Genomic DNA, 16,199 nt, shown 5'->3' on the forward strand with positions numbered 1-16,199 from the left:
CGGCCCTGCGCGACGCAGCGCCCGGTCGCGGCGCGACGTCCGGCAGAGCGAAAGGCAGTCCCATGAAACAGAAGATCTTCATCGATGGCGAACACGGCACGACGGGCCTGCAGATCCGCACGCGCATGGCCGGCCGCGCCGATGTCGAGCTTCTGTCGATCCCCGAAGCCGAGCGGCGCAACAGCCAGATGCGCGAGGACCTGCTGAATTCCGCCGATGTCGCCATCCTCTGCCTGCCCGACGAGGCGGCGAAGGAGGCGGTCGCTATGGTCTCCGGCAACAATTCCGTGCGCATCATCGACACCTCGACGGCGCACCGGGTCAATCCGGACTGGGCCTATGGCTTTGCCGAGATGGATGCCGCCCAGGCGGGCAAGATCGCAGCCGCGCGCCACGTCGCCAATCCCGGCTGCTATCCGACCGGTGCAATCGGCCTGATCCGGCCGCTGCGCGCCGCCGGCATCCTGCCGGAGGACTATCCCGTCACCGTTAACGCCGTCTCCGGCTATACCGGCGGCGGCAAGCAGATGATCGCGCAGATGGAGGAGGCCGGCCATCCAGATCCTATAGATGCGCCGCACTTCCTCTACGGCCTGCCGCTGAAGCACAAGCACGTGCCGGAGATGCAGGTGCACGGCCTGCTGTCGCGCGCGCCGCTGTTCTCGCCGTCGGTCGGCAAGTTCGCGCAGGGCATGATCGTGCAGGTGCCGCTCTACCTTGCGGACCTCAACGACAATGCCTCGCTCGGTTCGATCCACGCCGTCCTTGCCGACCACTATGCCGGCCAGGACATCGTCGAAGTGGTCGACCTGAAGGATAGCGCCGCCCTGCCCCGCGTCAACGCGGTGGAACTGGCCGACACCGACCGGATGAAGCTGTTCGTCTTCGGCACCGCCGGCGCCCCCCACGTCAACCTCGTCGCCCTGCTCGACAACCTCGGCAAGGGCGCTTCGGGGGCTGCGGTGCAGAACATGGATCTGATGCTCGGGAGGGATTAGGGAACAGCGAATAGAAGCAGGCGTATCGACAGAACGCGACGAGCGCCCGCTCGCTGAACACACCCTTCCCTATTTGCTAGTCGCTAATGCCTACTCCCTTACCTCGATCGCCACCGGCTTCGGATATTCCCCGACGAAGCCGCGCCAGTGGGCGATGGCAAAGCCGAGGACGACCAGGGCGCCGCCCTGGTGCGCCAGCGCCCAGCCGAGCGGTACCTGCCAGACGAGCGTCAGGATGCCGATCAGCGCCTGCAGACAGACGAGGATGAAGAGCAGCACCGTGCGGCGGGCATGGGTGGTCTGCGGTGCCGCGCGCAACGAGGCGATCATGTGCACCAGCGCCATGGCCCACAGCAGATAGGCACCGCAGCGGTGCATGAACTGCACCGTCTTGGGGTTCTCGAACAGGTTGATCCACCAGGGCTGCTGGACGAAGAGATCGTTTGGCACGACGGCGCCGTCCATCAGCGGCCAGGTGTTGTAGCTCAGCCCTGCATCGAGACCGGCGACCAGCGCGCCGAGGTAGATCTGGAAGATCGCCATGCAGGCGATCGCCGCAGCCCATGCCCTGGAATTGTCGGCCGGAGCCGGATCGTCGCTGTGCGGCGACAGCCCGCGCATGATCCAGGTGCAGGCGGCAAAGATCAGACAGGCGATGACGAGATGGGTGGCGAGCCGGTACTGGCTGACCGAAACGAGCTTCGTCAGGCCGGACGAGACCATCCACCAGCCGATGAAGCCCTGGAAGCCGCCGAGCGCCAGCACGCCGACCAGCGGCCAGCGCAGCCGGCGTTCGATCCGGCCCGTCGCCCAGAAGAAGACGAGCGGCAGGGCAAAGACGATGCCGATCGAGCGGGCGAGTAGCCGATGCGCCCATTCCCACCAGAAGATCGACTTGAAGCTCTCCACCGTCATGTCGCTGTTGAGCTCGGAAAATTGCGGGATGCGCTTGTAGAGGTCGAACTCCTCCTGCCATTCCGCATCGTTCAACGGCGGAATGACGCCGTGGATCGGCTTCCATTCGGTGATCGACAGGCCGGATCCGGTCAGCCGCGTCGCGCCGCCCACGAGAACGAGCGCGAACAGGATCAGAAGGACGAAGCCGAGCCACAGGCGCACGGCCCGGCGATTGCGGTCGACGCGGTCGATGTCGCTCAAGAGCTGTCGTTCGGTCGCGGAGGTGATGGTCATGGCTGCTCCTGTCTTGTCGCCGTTGATTTGCAACACGATGCCATGCAAAACAAGTCCGATATGCCTTTGCGGCATCCGGTCGCGGCGATCGCGCCGGTGCGGATGCCGTGCAACCATACGGGACCCTTCATGCCCCCTCGCCTGCGCAAACTGATCGGGACGATCCTGATCATCATCCTCGTGCTCGTCTATGCGCTGGTCGCCACGACCATAGCCTCGCTGACGCTTGGGACCTCGCCCTGGTGGGTGCACATGCTCTACTTCCTCTTTTCCGGCTTGCTATGGATCCTGCCGGCGATGCTGATCATCAAGTGGATGGAGAAGCCGGCCAAGCCGCGGGAGTAGACACCATGAGGATCGCTGCGGCCTTTCCGTTAGCCGGCCGGTAACCGTAGTTTCGGATTTCGCCGGGACGAGCGGGGCAAGGGCACGGGAATTAAACCGGTTGGCGGCCATGGCGATGTATGGTCCGCCGATCCCGGTGTGACCCCGGCAGGAGCACGATGGCGTCGAAAGCGCGGACAATGCAGCTTGATTTCCAGATCATGCCTGCGGACGGAGACGTCCTGGGCAAACTGGCGCGGTATGTTCCAGGTGGCGAGCGTCGCTCCGCCGCGATCCCTTTCGCTATCCAGTTGCACGACCGGATGGAGGCGCTGGAGGCGACCTGGCGGACGCTCGAGGCCGGCAGCGCCCTGTCGCTGCACCAGGGCTACGACTGGTGCCATGCCTGGGCCTCCACGCACGACAGCCGACTGCTGATCGTCGAGGGGGTGCATGCCGGCCGGACGGAAATGATCCTGCCGCTGGAAATCGTGCGCCACGGGCCGGTCCGCATCGCCCGCTTCCTGGGGTCGCGATTCAGCAATATCAACACCGGTCTCTATACCGAGGCCTTCGGCACGCTGGCCCCGCCGCCGGTGCTGCGCCAGGCGCTCGACCAGGCACGCGGGCAGTTTTCCCGCTATTTCGACCTCTTCATGCTGGAGAACATGCCGCTCGACTGGCGCGGACAGGAGCATCCCTTCTCGCAACTGCCCGCGGTCCTGAACCAGAACCCGGCCTTCCAACTCTCGCTCCACGCCGATTTCGACCGCACGCTTGCGCAGATCAACGGCAAGCGGCGGCGCAAGAAATTCCGCCAGTGCGAACGTCGGCTGGAGGCGCTGGGCGGCTATGAGCACGTGATTGCAGAAGGCCGGGTCGAGGCCTGCCGGATGCTCGGCCTGTTCTTCCAGCAGAAGGCCGCGCGCTTCGAGGCGCTCGGCCTGCCAAACGTCTTCCGGGACGAGCAGACGCAAGCCTTCTTCCGCGCCCTTGCCGCAATCCCCGCCGGGCCCGACGGGTATCCGCTGCAACTGCATGCGCTCCGGATCCGGGACGGCAGCGAGGCCGGCCGGGTCATCGCCATCGCCGGCCTGTCGCGCAAGGGCGACCACGTCATCTGCCAGTTCGGTTCCATCGACGACGGGTTTGCGCCCGAGACCAGCCCGGGGGAAACCCTGTTCCACCTGATGATCGAGAAGCTCTGCGGCGAAGGCGTCGCCCTCTTCGATTTCGGCATCGGCGACCAGGCCTACAAGCGATCCTGGTGCAATATCGAGACGGCGCAATACGACCTGCTCTGGCCGACGACGCTTGCCGGAAGCGCGGTCGCAGCGCTGCATCGGGCGCGGGCGGCCGCCAAGCGCTCGATCAAGCAGAACCCGAGGCTCTATGGCTTCGTGCAGCGGTTGCGGTCGGGCAAGACCGAGTTCGTCCAGCCGGCCGCCGACAGCGAATAACGCCGGCGGGAGCCGGTTCAGGCCGCACGCCGGCCGGAGCGCGGCGGGGTGCCGGTCCCGGTCATCAGCACGATCTCGCTGTAGCCGGCGTCGGCGAACCTGCCGATCGTGTCGACGACGCGATCCTCGTCCGCCCCCGGAATGGAGAGGATGATCTCGGCCTGCCCCGATGGTGTCAGCCGGTGCACGCCGGCGACGTCCGCCGGGCCGCATTCGACGATGACGGTGTCGTAGGCATCCGAAAGCGCATCGATGATCATCGACAATCGGTCGATGCCGCGCATCGCACGCTTGATGTCGGCATTGCCGCGCGCGACGACGTGGGCGCCGGAGGCCTCGTCGCCATGTAGGATATCGGCGAAGGCCGCGTCGCCGACGAGCAGATCCGTCACCCCCGGCAGACGCGTCGTTCCCGCCATCAGCCGCGTCGGGCTGGCCGAACCGGTGAGGTCGACCAGCACTGTCTTGCGGCCCCTGTCCGAGATGGCGCGGGCCAGTGCCACGGTCGCGGCCGACCCCGTGTCGCCGGACGGCGATACGGCGATTGCGACGGCGACATCGTTCTCAGTCATGTGCCGCGCCACGGCGGCGACGGTGAAGTCGTCCTCTTCGTCGCTGTTGTCGCTGGCGTCGGCGACCACGCCGAGCGGGGCTACCAGGGGTTTCGCGTTGTCCTCGTCTTCGGCGTCATGCGCGGCCAGAACGGATCGGTTGTCCGACGCCTGGGCATGGGCGCGGGCGGCGATGTCCGCTTCGGCTACAGTGGGCCGCGCCGCCGCCACATCGGCGCGGGCGACCGGCCGGCGCTCGGCCTCGTCCTCTTCCGTGAAATCGCCATCCGGCGCCGGATTTCCGGGCGAGACGGCCCGCAACCCACGGCCGCTGAAGAGTTCGGCGAGCAGGATCGTCACCGCAGAGATAAGGAATCCCGCGAGCCCGCCGACGATGGTGATCGGCAGGACCTTGGGGAACTGGCGCTCGGTCGGCGGCACGGCTGCGGAAATGACCCGCGCGTCGGCGGGGGTGGAATTGGCATCGGAGCGGGATGTCGCCTCGCGGTAACGGGCGAGATAGGTCTCCAGAAGCTGCCGCTGGGCCGTGGCCTCGCGCTCCAGCGCCTTCAGCCCCACCTCGTCCTCGCCGGCGCGGGCGGAATCGACCTTGACCACGTTGAGCTGCTGGACGAGCTGCTGCTCGCGCAGGCGAGCAACCCTCGCATCGTTTTCCAGGCTGGCCAGGATCTTCGAGGTTTCGGCGGTGATCTGTGCACGGATGCCGACAAGCTGGGACCGCAGGCCCTTCAGGCGCGGATGCTGGTCGAGCAGGCTCGTCGAAAGATCGGAGAGCTGCCCCTGGATCTGCGCCTCGCTCTCCTTCAGCCGCTGGATCATCTGCGAGCCGACGACATCGCTCAACGTATCGGGTGCGCCGCCGCTCTTCAGCACGGCGCGCACGCCTTCCGCCCTCGCCTCGGCCGTCGCCTTCTCGGTCCGCACACGAGCGAGCTCGCCCGATACGTCGTTCAGCTGTTTGACGGCGAAGGTGGCGTTCTCCCCGGTCGGCAGGAGATCGGACCGGGAGCGGTACTGCGCGACCTTTTCTTCCGCCTCGCGCACCTTTTCGCGCAGGTTGGCGATCTCGGGTTCGAGCCAGCGGCTCGCCTCGGAGTTGGTATCGAGCTTCGCCCCGCTCTGCAGCGTCAGATAGACCTTTGCCATCTCGTTCGGAATGGCGGCCGCGAGCTGCGGGTCCCTGGAGGTGAACTGGATCGCGACCACGCGCGACTTCTCCACCTGGTAGACCACGAGCTTCTCCTCGAACTCCTTGAGCACCCGCTCCTCCGGGGGAAGATCGAGCGGGTTCTTCTTGAGCCCGAAGGCGACCAGGATATCGGAGATCGCGGACGGATTGGCGGCGGGATCGAATTCGGGGAGTTCGTAGAGCTTCATGTTGCGGGCGACCTGCTTGATCAGGTCGACCGACTTCAACAGCTGCACCTGGCTGACGACGTCGAGTTCGTCGAACGCCGGCTCGCGCACGGCGCTGCGGTCGATGCCCGTCGTATAGGCCGGCTCGCGCGCCTCGATCAGCAGGCGCGTCTCGCTGCTGAAGGTGGGCGCGATCATGCTGGCGACGGCAAACGCCAGGCCGGCGGACACGACGGTGGCAAAGAGGACCCGCCGCCGCCTGTTCCAGATCGCACGGACCAGCCCGCCGAGGTCGATATCGACGTCGTCCTGTGCCCCATATCCGCCTGACATCTGCATACTCCGTGAACGCGCAGTTTGTTCGCACGGTAAACAATCATGGTAACCCAAGCGTTAATGGCGCTCCCCATACAACTCTGCATGCGCATGACCCATCGCCGGGCACACGAAATCGCATCCACGCGTTGCAACATTTACCGGCCATTAACCCTAACGGGACAATAACGTCTGCAGACAGGAACCACTCCCGACAGGCAGAGCGAATGACATTCGCAAGGACAACCAGAGGTGCTACGATCGCGGTCGCCGCCATTGCGATGGCCGCCATGACCGGCTGCAGTGGCTATCGCCCCGCGCCGAAGTCGTTTCAGGAAGCGACGATACAGCCCTACCGTCTCGACAGCGGCGACCGCCTGCGCGTGACCGTGTTCGAGCAGCAGAGCCTCAGCAACACCTATCTCGTGGACCAGGCCGGCTATATCGCCTTCCCGCTGGTCGGCTCGGTCCCCGCCCGCGGCAAGACGATCCAGGAGATGGAAAGCATCATCGCCGGCAAGTTGCGGCAGGGCTACCTGCGCGATCCGGACGTATCGATCGAGGTGGCCAACTACCGCTCGATCTACCTCATGGGCGAGGTCGGCCAGGCAGGGCAGTACAGCTACGTGGCCGGCATGACGGTGCAGAACGCGATCGCGGTTGCAGGCGGCTTCTCGCCGCGGGCGAACCAGTCGAACGTCGACGTGACCCGCAAGGTGAACGGTCGGGTCATCACCGGGCGCATATCGATCGCTGAACCCATCCTGGCCGGCGACACCATCTACGTCCGCGAACGCCTGTTCTGACCCCGATGGCTGACCAGGGACCGTTGCGCATCATCCATTGCTTCCGGTCTCCGATCGGCGGGATCTTCCGTCACGTACGGGATCTCGCGGAGTATCATGCGCGCCTTGGCCACGAGGTCGGCATCGTCTGCGACAGCAGCACCGGCGGAACCTACGAGGATGCGCTGTTCGACGAGATCCGCCCCTTCCTCTCGCTGGGGATCTTCCGGCTGCCCATCCGCCGCTCGATCAGCCCGAGCGACCTGCGCGCGCTATGGGGCAGCTATCGTGAAATCAGAAACTTGCGGCCGGATGTGCTTCATGGTCATGGCGCCAAGGGCGGCGCCATAGCCAGGCTCATCGGCTCAGTGTTGCGGGTCAACAGGTATCGCGTAGCCCGCCTCTATTCCCCGCACGGCGGCAGCCTCCACTTCACCCGCTCCACGATTGCGGGAAGGACGGTGTTCCGCCTCGAGCGCCTGTTCGAGCTCTTCACCGATGCCATCGTCTTCGTGTGCGATTTCGAGCGCGACACCTACATCGCCAAGGTCGGCAAGCCGCGCTGCCGCAGCGAGCGCATCTACAACGGCATCAGCGACCGCGACTTCGACACGGTCTATCCCCAGGAAGATGCGGCAGATTTCCTCTATATCGGCATGCTGCGCGACCTCAAGGGACCGGACGTGTTCATCGACGCGTTCGCGCGGGCGGAGCGCCGGGTCGGCCGGCCGCTGTCGGCGCTGATGATCGGCGACGGGCCGGACGAGGAGAAATACGAGCGTACCATGCTGCAGCTCGGACTGGGCCGGCGCATCGCCATGATGCCGGCGATGAAGGCGCGCGACGCCTTTGCCATGACGCATGCCGTCGTCGTCCCCTCCCGCGCCGAGGCGATGCCCTACATCGTGCTGGAGGCGCTGGCGGCAGACGTGCCCGTGATTGCCAGCCGCGTCGGCGGCATTCCCGAGGTGCTGGGTGAGGACAGCATCGCGCTCGCTGCGCCCGCGGATGCCGACGCACTCGCCGCCTGCATGGCGCTATCCGTCACCGAGCCGAAATGGCGCTGCCAGGCCATGCCCGACGCCGAGCGCTTCAAGGCCACCTTCTCGGCCTCGGTGATGGCCGCCACGACGATGACGCTCTACCGCGACCTGCTGCCGCCCGCGGGACAAAGCGCCGGTTGTACCGTATCGTCACAACTCGCGTAAGCGTTTCTTAGGAGCTCTGTGGTATCCGGTCGAGATTAACGTCCCGGGTGGAGCCATGAACCATATCGACAAGCCAGAAGCCTTCGATCCCGAGCAGATCCGGCGCAAGGTGTCGGAGGTGCGCACGATTGCCCAAGGCGCGCAGCCCGACCAGGAGGACGGCGGCAAGACGGTCGAGCTGAATGCGCTGGCCCAGCAGATCGCGCTGCAATTCCGGGCCGAAAGCTATTCGCCGAACATGATCACCGGACTGCTGCGGCTTCTGGAGTTCAGTGTCCTGTTTCTGATCGGCTATGCGATCACCACCTTCTACGTGGCGCCGCCGAAGGACCTGGTGCTGTTCTACGTCGGCGTGGTCGCCGGCGGCTCGGCGCTCGGGGTTCTCCTGCTGCATCTCGTCGACGCCTACCAGATCCCGTCGCTGCGTGCCGCCTGGCGGATGATCCCGCGGCTTATCGGCGCCTGGACGGTTGCCTTCGCGGCCATGGCGCTGGCGCTGTTCTTCTTCAAGACGGCGGAGACGACGTCCCGCGTCTGGTTCGTGCTGTGGTTCGTCCTCGGCGCGCTGTACCTCGTCGCCGAGCGGCAGATGATCGCCTATTCGATCCGGCGCTGGGCCCGCAACGGCACGATGGAGCGCCGTGCGGTGATCGCCGGCGGCGGGGAGCCGGCCAAGGAACTGATCCGTGCGCTCGAACGCCAGCCGGAGAACGACATCCGCATCTGCGGCATCTTCGACGACCGCGACGAGCGCCGGTCGCCGTCGGTCGTGGCTGGCTACCCCAAGCTCGGGACGATCGCCGAGCTGGTCGAGTTCGCGCGCCTCGCCCGCATCGACATGCTGATCATCTCGCTGCCGCTTTCGGCCGAGGCCCGCATCCTGTCGCTGCTGCGCAAGCTCTGGGTGCTGCCGGTCGACATCCGCCTGGCGGCGCACGCGAATGGCCTGCGCTTCCGACCGCGCAGCTATTCGCAGGTCGGCGCGGTGCACATGCTCGACATCTTCGACAAGCCGATCGCCGACTGGGACAAGGTCGCCAAGCGCATCTTCGACATCGTCTTCAGCGTGGTGGCGCTGCTCGTCCTGTGGCCGGTGATGATCGGGGCGGCGCTGGCGGTGAAATTCACCTCCAGGGGGCCGATCATCTTCAAGCAGAAGCGCCACGGCTTCAACAACGAGGTAATCGAGGTCTACAAGTTCCGCTCGATGTACACCAACATGTCCGATCCGACGGCGAAGTCCGCCGTCACCAAGGGCGACCCGCGCGTCACCCCGGTCGGGCGCTTCATCCGCAAGACCTCGATCGACGAGCTGCCGCAGTTCTTCAACGTGCTCAAGGGCGAGCTGTCGCTCGTCGGCCCGCGCCCGCACGCGATCCAGGCGCAGTCGCACGACCGCAAGTATGTCGACGTGGTCGAGGGCTATTTCGCCCGCCACCGGGTCAAGCCCGGCGTCACCGGCTGGGCACAGATCAACGGCTGGCGCGGCGAGATCGACCATGACGACAAGATCCGCTACCGCACCGAATTCGACCTCTACTACATCGAGAACTGGTCGCTGCTGTTCGACCTGAAGATCCTGTTTTTGACGCCCATCCGCCTGCTCAATACGGAAAACGCATATTGAGTACCGCCGCGATCCCGATGCGCCAACCGATGCGGCCGCAGCTTGCGACCGTTGGCATGATCGCGTCGACGCTGGTGACGTTCGGGGTGTTCCTGTCGGGCTTCGTGATTTCCGAGCCGGCGCCTTACGAGCTGTTCATGGTCGGGCTGATCGGCGTCTGGTCCATCCTCGGCCTGCGCATCTCGCGCAGCGTCGCGCCCCTTCTGGCGCTCTACCTCACCTTCAACGTCGGCGGCATGCTGTCGCTCACCGTCATGCAGGACATGGCGGGCGGGCCGATGTACGTGGCCGTGTCGCTGTTCCTGGCGCTCTCGGCCGTCTTCTTCGCCGCCATCATCGAGGCGAAGCCGCAGCGGCTGCAGCTGATCTTCCGCGCCTGGGTCGCAAGCGCGCTGATCACCGCCCTGCTCGGCATCCTCGGCTATTTCAACGCCTTTCCCGGCAGCGAGGCCTTCACGCTCTACGACCGCGCCAAGGGCGCGTTCCAGGATCCCAACGTGTTCGGCCCCTTCCTGGTGGCCCCTGCCCTCTACCTGATGCACGGTCTGCTCGCGAAGCCGCTGCGCCAGGCGCCGCTGAACGTCGCCGGCCTGCTGGTGATCGCGCTCGGGCTTTTCCTGTCGTTTTCGCGCGCGGCTTGGGCGCTGTTCCTGTTCTCGGCCTGCGCGATGGTGTTCGTGATGCTGCTGAAGGAGCGCACCGGCGCCTTCCGTCTGAAGATCCTGACGCTGAGCATCGCCGCGGTCGGCGTGATGGCGCTCGCCCTCGTGGTGGCGCTGCAGGTCCCGCAGATCGCCGATCTGTTCTCCAGCCGCACCCAGCTCGTGCAGGACTATGACGGCGGCCATCTCGGCCGCTTCGACCGGCACAGGCTCGGCTTCCTGATGTCGATGGAGCATCCGCTCGGCATCGGCCCGATGGTGTTCAGCACGATCTTTCCCGAGGACGAGCACAATATCTGGCTGAAATCGCTGACGAGCTACGGCTGGCTCGGTTTCCTGTCCTACCTGGCGCTGGTTCTGTGGACGCTGTGGGCCGGGTTTCGCAACATGCTGCTCAACCGGCCGTGGCAGCCCTACCTGATGATCGCCTACATCGCCTTCGTCGGGCATACCGCCATCGGCTTCGTCATCGATACCGACCACTGGCGCCACTTCTACCTGATCGTCGGCATCATCTGGGGCTGCCTTGCGCTCGAGCATCGCCACGGACGGCGGTTCGGCGCGGAAGGGCGCGCGTCATGAAGAGGCCCAGCGACCGGGCTACGCGCCCCCTGCGCCTGATGCAGGTGCTGGAACCGAGCGGCGGCGGCTCCGGCCGCCATTTCCTCGACCTCTGCCGCGGCATGAAGCAGCGCGGGCACATCGTCCACGCCGCCTATTCGCCGCTTCGGGCCGAGGAACGCTTCGTCGGCGAATTGCTCTCGATCGGGCTCGACGGGGTACATTCCGTGGACATGAAGCGCGCGCCCGGCCCCTCCGACCTCGGCGCCTGGCGGCGCCTGCGCGGCCTGATGCGCGAGCACGGGCCGTTCGATGCCGTTCATGGCCACAGCTCCAAGGCCGGCGCGCTGACGCGCATCCGCCTGCCCGGCCCGCACGTGCCGCGGATCTACACCCCGCATGCCTTCCGCACCATGGACCCGGGCCTGGGACCTGCCGGATACTTCGTCTACGGCCTGATCGAGCGCTGCCTCGCCCGCTTCCTGACCGACCAGTTGATCTGCGTCTCCGCGGACGAATACGCCCATGCGCGCGCACTCGGCATGCCGCGCAGGAAGCTCTCGATCATCGTCAACGGCGTCGAGGAGCCCGCCCATGGCCTGCGCCGGCGCATCCGCGCCGAACTCGCCCTGCCCGACAACGCGCTCGTTTTCGGCTTCGTCGGCAGGCTCTCGACGCAGAAGGCGCCCGAGCGCCTGATCGACGCCTTCACCGTCGCCGCCCGCACGCTGCCGCACGCATACCTGCTGATGGTCGGCTCGGGCGAGCTCGAGCGGCAGGTGCGCGCGAGGATCGCAAAAAGTCCCGCTGCCGACCGCATCCGGCTGACCATGCACTACACCGGACGCCAGGCGATGGACGCCATCGACGTGCTGGCGATGCCGAGCCGCTACGAGGCGATGTCCTATGTGATGCTGGAGGCGGCGGCGGCCGGCAAGCCGCTGGTTCTGACCGAGGTCGGCGGCGCCTCGACGGTGCTCGAGGACGGCCGCAACGGCATCCTCGTCGCCAATGTCGACGACCCCGCCCAGTTCGCCCGCGCCATGATCAAGGCCTCCGACCCCAAGCGCCTCGCCCGCTATGAGACCGAAGCGGCTCGGAAACAAGGCGACTACGGTTTGCCGCGGATGATCGCGGAGACGGAGGCGGTGTATAGGCAGTGGGCGAAGTAGGGGGATGGGCTGGGAGCGGCTAGGATGCGCGCTGTCAGGTTCCGGAGCTGAAGGTCTACGACAAGCCTTCCAAACAACCCCAATGCCGGCGCTATAGTCTTTAGTTGGTTCCTGACACCTGGGCAGTCGACAAAACCAGTTTAGAAGCGCATTGATTTCGGATTAACGAGCATCTCTTGCAGCTGTTCGCGATTGGAATTTATTGCTGGTACAGCTTTATTGATGGCGTGAATAAATAGCTGAGCCAGAGCTTGAAACTCCAAAGCTTCGCCGGTTGTTATTGGCCGCTCGCTATGTACTGCGGCGTTTCTAGTTCGTCTGATCTGATCGAAAAGATCACGGACATCGGCGCCGATAATCTGTAAACGATTTAAGGCGTTCAGTAGCCCGCTAGCCGTGACGCCTTTCTCTGGACTTACTCTTCGCAAGAGCTTCTCAATCTCGTGATAAGACTGCAGAATTGCTGCCTCAGGGTAGATTTGAGCTAGATCCGGAGATGATATTTCGGCTTGAGGGGAAGCGTCAGCCTCCGCTGCTAGGTCAGGCGACGAGCCTGCCAATTCGCGGGTTTTCTCCAGTTCGTTCTCAAATGTGGCATTTATCCCCCCGGGGGCACTGAATTGTTTCACCCGTTGAGTGAGGCTGACTAACTGTTCTCTGAAAATGAGTACAATAGTTACTGCCGCAATCGGCCACGCGATCGTACCCAGAAACTCAGTCGCCAACTTCAAATATTCAAGGATGGCCGCATCGGATGCTCGTTCCAGGGAGGGTGTTCCAATTTCCAGCTTGAACAATCAAATTGCCTTAAGAGGATTGACGGACCTTTGCGTGCTACAAGATCTGAGTCTCTTGGCGATCGCAAGATTCACCGAGGCAACGCGTACGAGTAAAAGAACATCATTCTTGGTGGGAAATCGGTCGTTCGGCGGAGAACTATAGCCAAGGTATTGGCGACAAGGAACCACACGTCTGTCTCGAACTTGCACGCCCAGGCAGTAATGGCTATGGCTTCGAGGCGACTAGCAAACATTTGGCACTTAGAGCAATTATGCTGGCTAGCCGTTCGGTTATCCAATTGTACGCATGGCTTTTTGTACGCGTGGCCTACTTTGCGGCTCTCCGAGATCATCACCCTTCAGCGCACTAGCCATGAAACATTCTGAGAACATCCGTGGGGCTTTCTGTCCCCTACCCTGCCTTTCCCCGCCATCTGTTCTTTTTTCGATTGACCGCGCATTTTTGACCTTGCATCCAAATGCCCGAGAATATAGGGCTTTCCTCGGTTCGGAGCGTAGCGCAGCCCGGTAGCGCACTTGACTGGGGGTCAAGGGGTCGTGGGTTCGAATCCCGCCGCTCCGACCATTAAAAACAAACAGTTAGCTACCACTGTTTGATCTGGCTACAAAATTTATAGCCATATTGTAGCCACACCGCATGGCGCCTGATGCATTCGCCCAGCGAAAGCTCGGTTCAAAGACTTTCGACAATCTCCGTGGTCGCCCTTGGTTGGACCCTGATCAAAATCGCTGAATTCACAATCGGCGAGTTTGCACTTTCGATTCGAAAATCGAGTGTCAAATCAATCAGATTGGGGAAATTGAGCTTTTGATCTCGATACGTCGGCTCCGTTTCCAACAAGAGGCCTCGCTCCAACAACCCTCGAAACTGATCGAAGGGCGCCTTTTCCGCCATTGCGGTATCTTTTGGCGACATCGGACGACGAACCCAGGCGGAGGCCACGTTGAAGACTTCGATATCGCCCGTGCCGTAAGCCGATATTCTGTCCCGTTTTTGAAGCGGGAGCGGAGGCGACAGATCTTCGCCGTTTATCCGATCGACAAACACCTCCACATTGGTGATCCCGGGACCTAAGTGCTGCACCCCGAGGGAAAAGGCGAAGCTACTTACTCCTCCCTCCGAAGTGACATAATTCTTGATCGAGAGCTCTTCGGCGGCTCGGGCCAGGGGTCTAAGCCACGCCTTCTTCCCCACGCGGAAGGAGCCAGTGGCGGCTAGCATTTTCAAGCAAGCCAGAAAACCCGCAGCCCACACGGTCAATGCAATAACGACATCTTTGACCCAGCCGATGGCTGACAACCACCTATATGCGCCTGTCTCTATGCCGATCATTTGTGCGAGTTGGGGAGCGTCGAGCAAAATGAAAAGAACAAGCGCTACTAGCCACCAAGTGGCTTTAGCGTATGCAATGAACGCCGACCAATAGAAACTCTGTCGAGAATTATGCCTCTTGCTCACGATTCGCCCCCATCAACGATTCCTTATGCTGGAGCCAAGTCGGGCGCACTTTCAAGTAGGTACGTTGCAGGAACCGAGCGAGATACCGAGTGGGGCAAATGGGAGGGGCGCCCCGCGGGGTGAAGCGATAGCACGGAAAGCGGCTTCAATTTCATGGTGACAGGGCGAGGCGGCCTCGGGCCGGCGCGGCACTGTGGTGGCGGGAAGTAGGTAAAGCCGCCCGGCGCGCTGCTGGTGTGGGCGCAGGTGGTGACCGCGCCGGGCATTGGTAAGGTGGAGGCCCGCCCCGGACTCGAACCGGGAACCTGAAGGCTAGAAATCCTCTGCGCTATCCGTTGCGCCAGCGGGCCGAAAGGATCATGGGTCCTTCACGCCGCCGCGGCACGTCGTGTAGCAGCCTCCCTCTTCGCTGGGGCATAAAAGTTTAGGCGCATGGCCTCTCTATCAGCGCCCGCCATGGTCGCCAGACCGCGCAGAGCACGCAGCAGCAGGCTTTCCGCTGCCTTGGCGTCGTCGCCATCCGTAATCCAGTAAATCGCGCCTGCGATACGGAGCATCGCGTCCTTAATGTCTACGGCATCCAGGGCTTCGGCTTTTTTCAGTTCGTGGGCCGGACCATAATAGAACTCATCCAGATCAGCATCACCGCGACTCGCTTCGTCCGCTTCGTCCAAGGCGGCTACCGCAGCGCGCCAGCGATCATACGCCGTGCTATAACCGGGGATGTCCGCTCCCACCGATCGCAGCACTACGGCAGCGCGTGTCGAGGGCTGGGGGTGCGAGCGCCAATCGCGATCACCGAAATGGTAGCTGTGCGTGAAGGTGCCGCAGGGCGTGAGTTCCTTGTCGGCGTAGTTTTCGCCGTAGAGCTCGATGCGCAGGATGCGGGCTTCCATGTGAAGCCACTGAAGGTATGCCTCAGCGAGACCGGTCGGTAACTTTTCATTCACCACGTTTTGCGTCATTTCGGGTACCTCGTTGCGCTCATCGTCTTCTGTGATACTATTGGTATCAAGGAAGGGTCGAAGATGTCAATACCAAAAGTATCAATCAGACAGATTAAAGCTGCGAGAGCAATGCTCGACTGGTCGCAGGCCGATTTGGCGCAGCGGTCAGGAGTGTCTGAGCCGACGATAAAGCGCCTTGAAGCATCCGGCGGCGATCTTGGTGGACGCTTGGATACCGCCCAAAAGATCGTCGATACCCTAAAGGAAGCCGGCGTCCTGTTCCTCGACGGCCCCTACAACGGCGACGGCGGCCCCGGCGTCCGCCTCCGCGACCGACAGGCTGGCAATGCCGCGGCGCCGGCCTCCATATCCAACGGAAAGACCTAATGCCCAAAAAGCCAAAGAACGAACACTCCGAACTTTCCGGCGAGTTCACGGATGACGACATCACCGTCCTCGTCGACATCTTCCGTCCGGCCGGCACCAACAATGACTGGCGGCTCGAGGTGATCACGCAGAACGAGGACGTTTTCGAGTGGGAGGACGGATTCGCGACCGATCGCGAAGCGTTCGACGAATTCCTGGCCACGGTCGCCCGCGACGGCATTCGGTCATTCTTGGAGGACGATGACCCGCCGGCGGTGCATTGATGCGCCTTGACTGCTCCGCCACGCTCCAATAGCTTTCAACAGCGGCCCACCAAACCGCATGCATTCCACCACACTGAGGAGAACTTGACCCCGCCGTCGGCATTCGTGCCGG

15 protein-coding genes and 2 tRNA genes are annotated in these 16,199 nt (G+C 63.7%); 11 read left to right on the top strand and 6 right to left on the bottom strand.

Annotated features, from left to right (window positions below; translation table 11 throughout):
* The first annotated feature begins 62 nt into the window (after positions 1-62).
* Positions 63-998 carry an N-acetyl-gamma-glutamyl-phosphate reductase gene (argC, locus tag GGQ64_RS16580; protein WP_183806315.1) on the top strand — a complete coding sequence of 312 codons (936 nt, stop codon included), beginning with the start codon at positions 63-65 and terminating at the stop codon, positions 996-998.
* Between the two features lie 90 nt (positions 999-1,088).
* Here argC and GGQ64_RS16585 read toward each other — a convergent pair whose 3' ends face one another.
* Complete coding sequence (locus GGQ64_RS16585) at positions 1,089-2,189, bottom strand: COX15/CtaA family protein (protein ID WP_183806317.1); 1,101 nt, start codon at positions 2,187-2,189, stop codon at positions 1,089-1,091.
* Between the two features lie 129 nt (positions 2,190-2,318).
* Between GGQ64_RS16585 and GGQ64_RS16590 the strand changes: the two genes are divergently transcribed.
* The gene (locus GGQ64_RS16590; RefSeq protein WP_183806319.1) at positions 2,319-2,534 is read left to right on the top strand and encodes a DUF2842 domain-containing protein; all 216 of its coding nucleotides are present in this window, start codon (positions 2,319-2,321) and stop codon (positions 2,532-2,534) included.
* Positions 2,535-2,692: 158 nt separating this feature from the next.
* A complete protein-coding gene (locus tag GGQ64_RS16595; RefSeq protein WP_210300273.1) occupies positions 2,693-3,973 on the top strand; it encodes a GNAT family N-acetyltransferase in 1,281 nt (426 codons plus the stop codon).
* 17 nt (positions 3,974-3,990) lie between these two features.
* On the opposite strand, the gene GGQ64_RS16600 is transcribed toward GGQ64_RS16595, so the two are convergent.
* Positions 3,991-6,234 carry an exopolysaccharide transport family protein gene (locus GGQ64_RS16600; RefSeq protein ID WP_183806323.1) on the bottom strand — a complete coding sequence of 748 codons (2,244 nt, stop codon included), beginning with the start codon at positions 6,232-6,234 and terminating at the stop codon, positions 3,991-3,993.
* A 209-nt stretch (positions 6,235-6,443) separates the two neighbouring features.
* Here GGQ64_RS16600 and GGQ64_RS16605 point away from each other — a divergent pair, with 209 nt between their 5' ends.
* The 5 genes from GGQ64_RS16605 to GGQ64_RS16625 are packed head-to-tail and all read left to right on the top strand — an operon-like array spanning position 6,444 to position 12,231.
* Positions 6,444-7,022, top strand: coding sequence for a polysaccharide biosynthesis/export family protein (locus tag GGQ64_RS16605; RefSeq protein WP_183806325.1), 579 nt, complete (start codon positions 6,444-6,446; stop codon positions 7,020-7,022).
* Positions 7,023-7,027: 5 nt separating this feature from the next.
* Positions 7,028-8,209 carry a glycosyltransferase family 4 protein gene (locus GGQ64_RS16610; protein ID WP_183806327.1) on the top strand — a complete coding sequence of 394 codons (1,182 nt, stop codon included), beginning with the start codon at positions 7,028-7,030 and terminating at the stop codon, positions 8,207-8,209.
* Between the two features lie 55 nt (positions 8,210-8,264).
* Complete coding sequence (locus GGQ64_RS16615) at positions 8,265-9,836, top strand: undecaprenyl-phosphate glucose phosphotransferase (protein WP_183806334.1); 1,572 nt, start codon at positions 8,265-8,267, stop codon at positions 9,834-9,836.
* Between the two features lie 17 nt (positions 9,837-9,853).
* The gene (locus GGQ64_RS16620; RefSeq protein ID WP_183806408.1) at positions 9,854-11,080 is read left to right on the top strand and encodes an O-antigen ligase family protein; all 1,227 of its coding nucleotides are present in this window, start codon (positions 9,854-9,856) and stop codon (positions 11,078-11,080) included.
* On the top strand, positions 11,077-12,231 hold the full coding sequence (locus tag GGQ64_RS16625) for a glycosyltransferase (RefSeq protein ID WP_183806336.1): 1,155 nt from the start codon (positions 11,077-11,079) through the stop codon (positions 12,229-12,231). Before GGQ64_RS16620 ends, GGQ64_RS16625 begins: the two co-directional genes overlap by 4 nt.
* Before the next feature lie 140 nt (positions 12,232-12,371).
* Here the strand turns inward: GGQ64_RS16625 and GGQ64_RS16630 are convergent, their stop codons facing one another.
* Positions 12,372-13,028, bottom strand: a complete 657-nt coding sequence (locus GGQ64_RS16630) for a DUF4145 domain-containing protein (RefSeq protein ID WP_183806338.1) — start codon at positions 13,026-13,028, stop codon at positions 12,372-12,374.
* Between the two features lie 491 nt (positions 13,029-13,519).
* Here GGQ64_RS16630 and GGQ64_RS16635 point away from each other — a divergent pair.
* Positions 13,520-13,596 (top strand) — tRNA-Pro (locus GGQ64_RS16635).
* Between the two features lie 108 nt (positions 13,597-13,704).
* Here the strand turns inward: GGQ64_RS16635 and GGQ64_RS16640 are convergent.
* The 3 genes from GGQ64_RS16640 to GGQ64_RS16650 all read right to left on the bottom strand — a co-directional run bounded on the left by GGQ64_RS16640 (position 13,705) and on the right by GGQ64_RS16650 (position 15,455).
* The gene (locus GGQ64_RS16640; RefSeq protein WP_183806340.1) at positions 13,705-14,490 is read right to left on the bottom strand and encodes a hypothetical protein; all 786 of its coding nucleotides are present in this window, start codon (positions 14,488-14,490) and stop codon (positions 13,705-13,707) included.
* A 274-nt stretch (positions 14,491-14,764) separates the two neighbouring features.
* Positions 14,765-14,840: transfer RNA gene (locus tag GGQ64_RS16645), tRNA-Arg, on the bottom strand.
* An 18-nt stretch (positions 14,841-14,858) separates the two neighbouring features.
* Positions 14,859-15,455: a hypothetical protein gene (locus tag GGQ64_RS16650; protein ID WP_183806343.1), complete on the bottom strand. Its 597-nt coding sequence runs from the start codon at positions 15,453-15,455 to the stop codon at positions 14,859-14,861.
* Positions 15,456-15,518: 63 nt separating this feature from the next.
* Here GGQ64_RS16650 and GGQ64_RS16655 point away from each other — a divergent pair, with 63 nt between their 5' ends.
* Entirely contained in the window at positions 15,519-15,824 is a 306-nt protein-coding gene (locus GGQ64_RS16655; protein ID WP_183806345.1) for a helix-turn-helix transcriptional regulator, read from the top strand.
* Entirely contained in the window at positions 15,824-16,087 is a 264-nt protein-coding gene (locus GGQ64_RS16660; protein WP_183806347.1) for a hypothetical protein, read from the top strand. The genes GGQ64_RS16655 and GGQ64_RS16660 overlap by 1 nt, the downstream gene beginning before the upstream one ends.
* The last annotated feature ends 112 nt before the right edge of the window (positions 16,088-16,199 follow it).

It is taken from the genome of Mycoplana azooxidifex (assembly GCF_014196765.1).
GTDB classification, from domain to species: domain Bacteria; phylum Pseudomonadota; class Alphaproteobacteria; order Rhizobiales; family Rhizobiaceae; genus Mycoplana; species Mycoplana azooxidifex.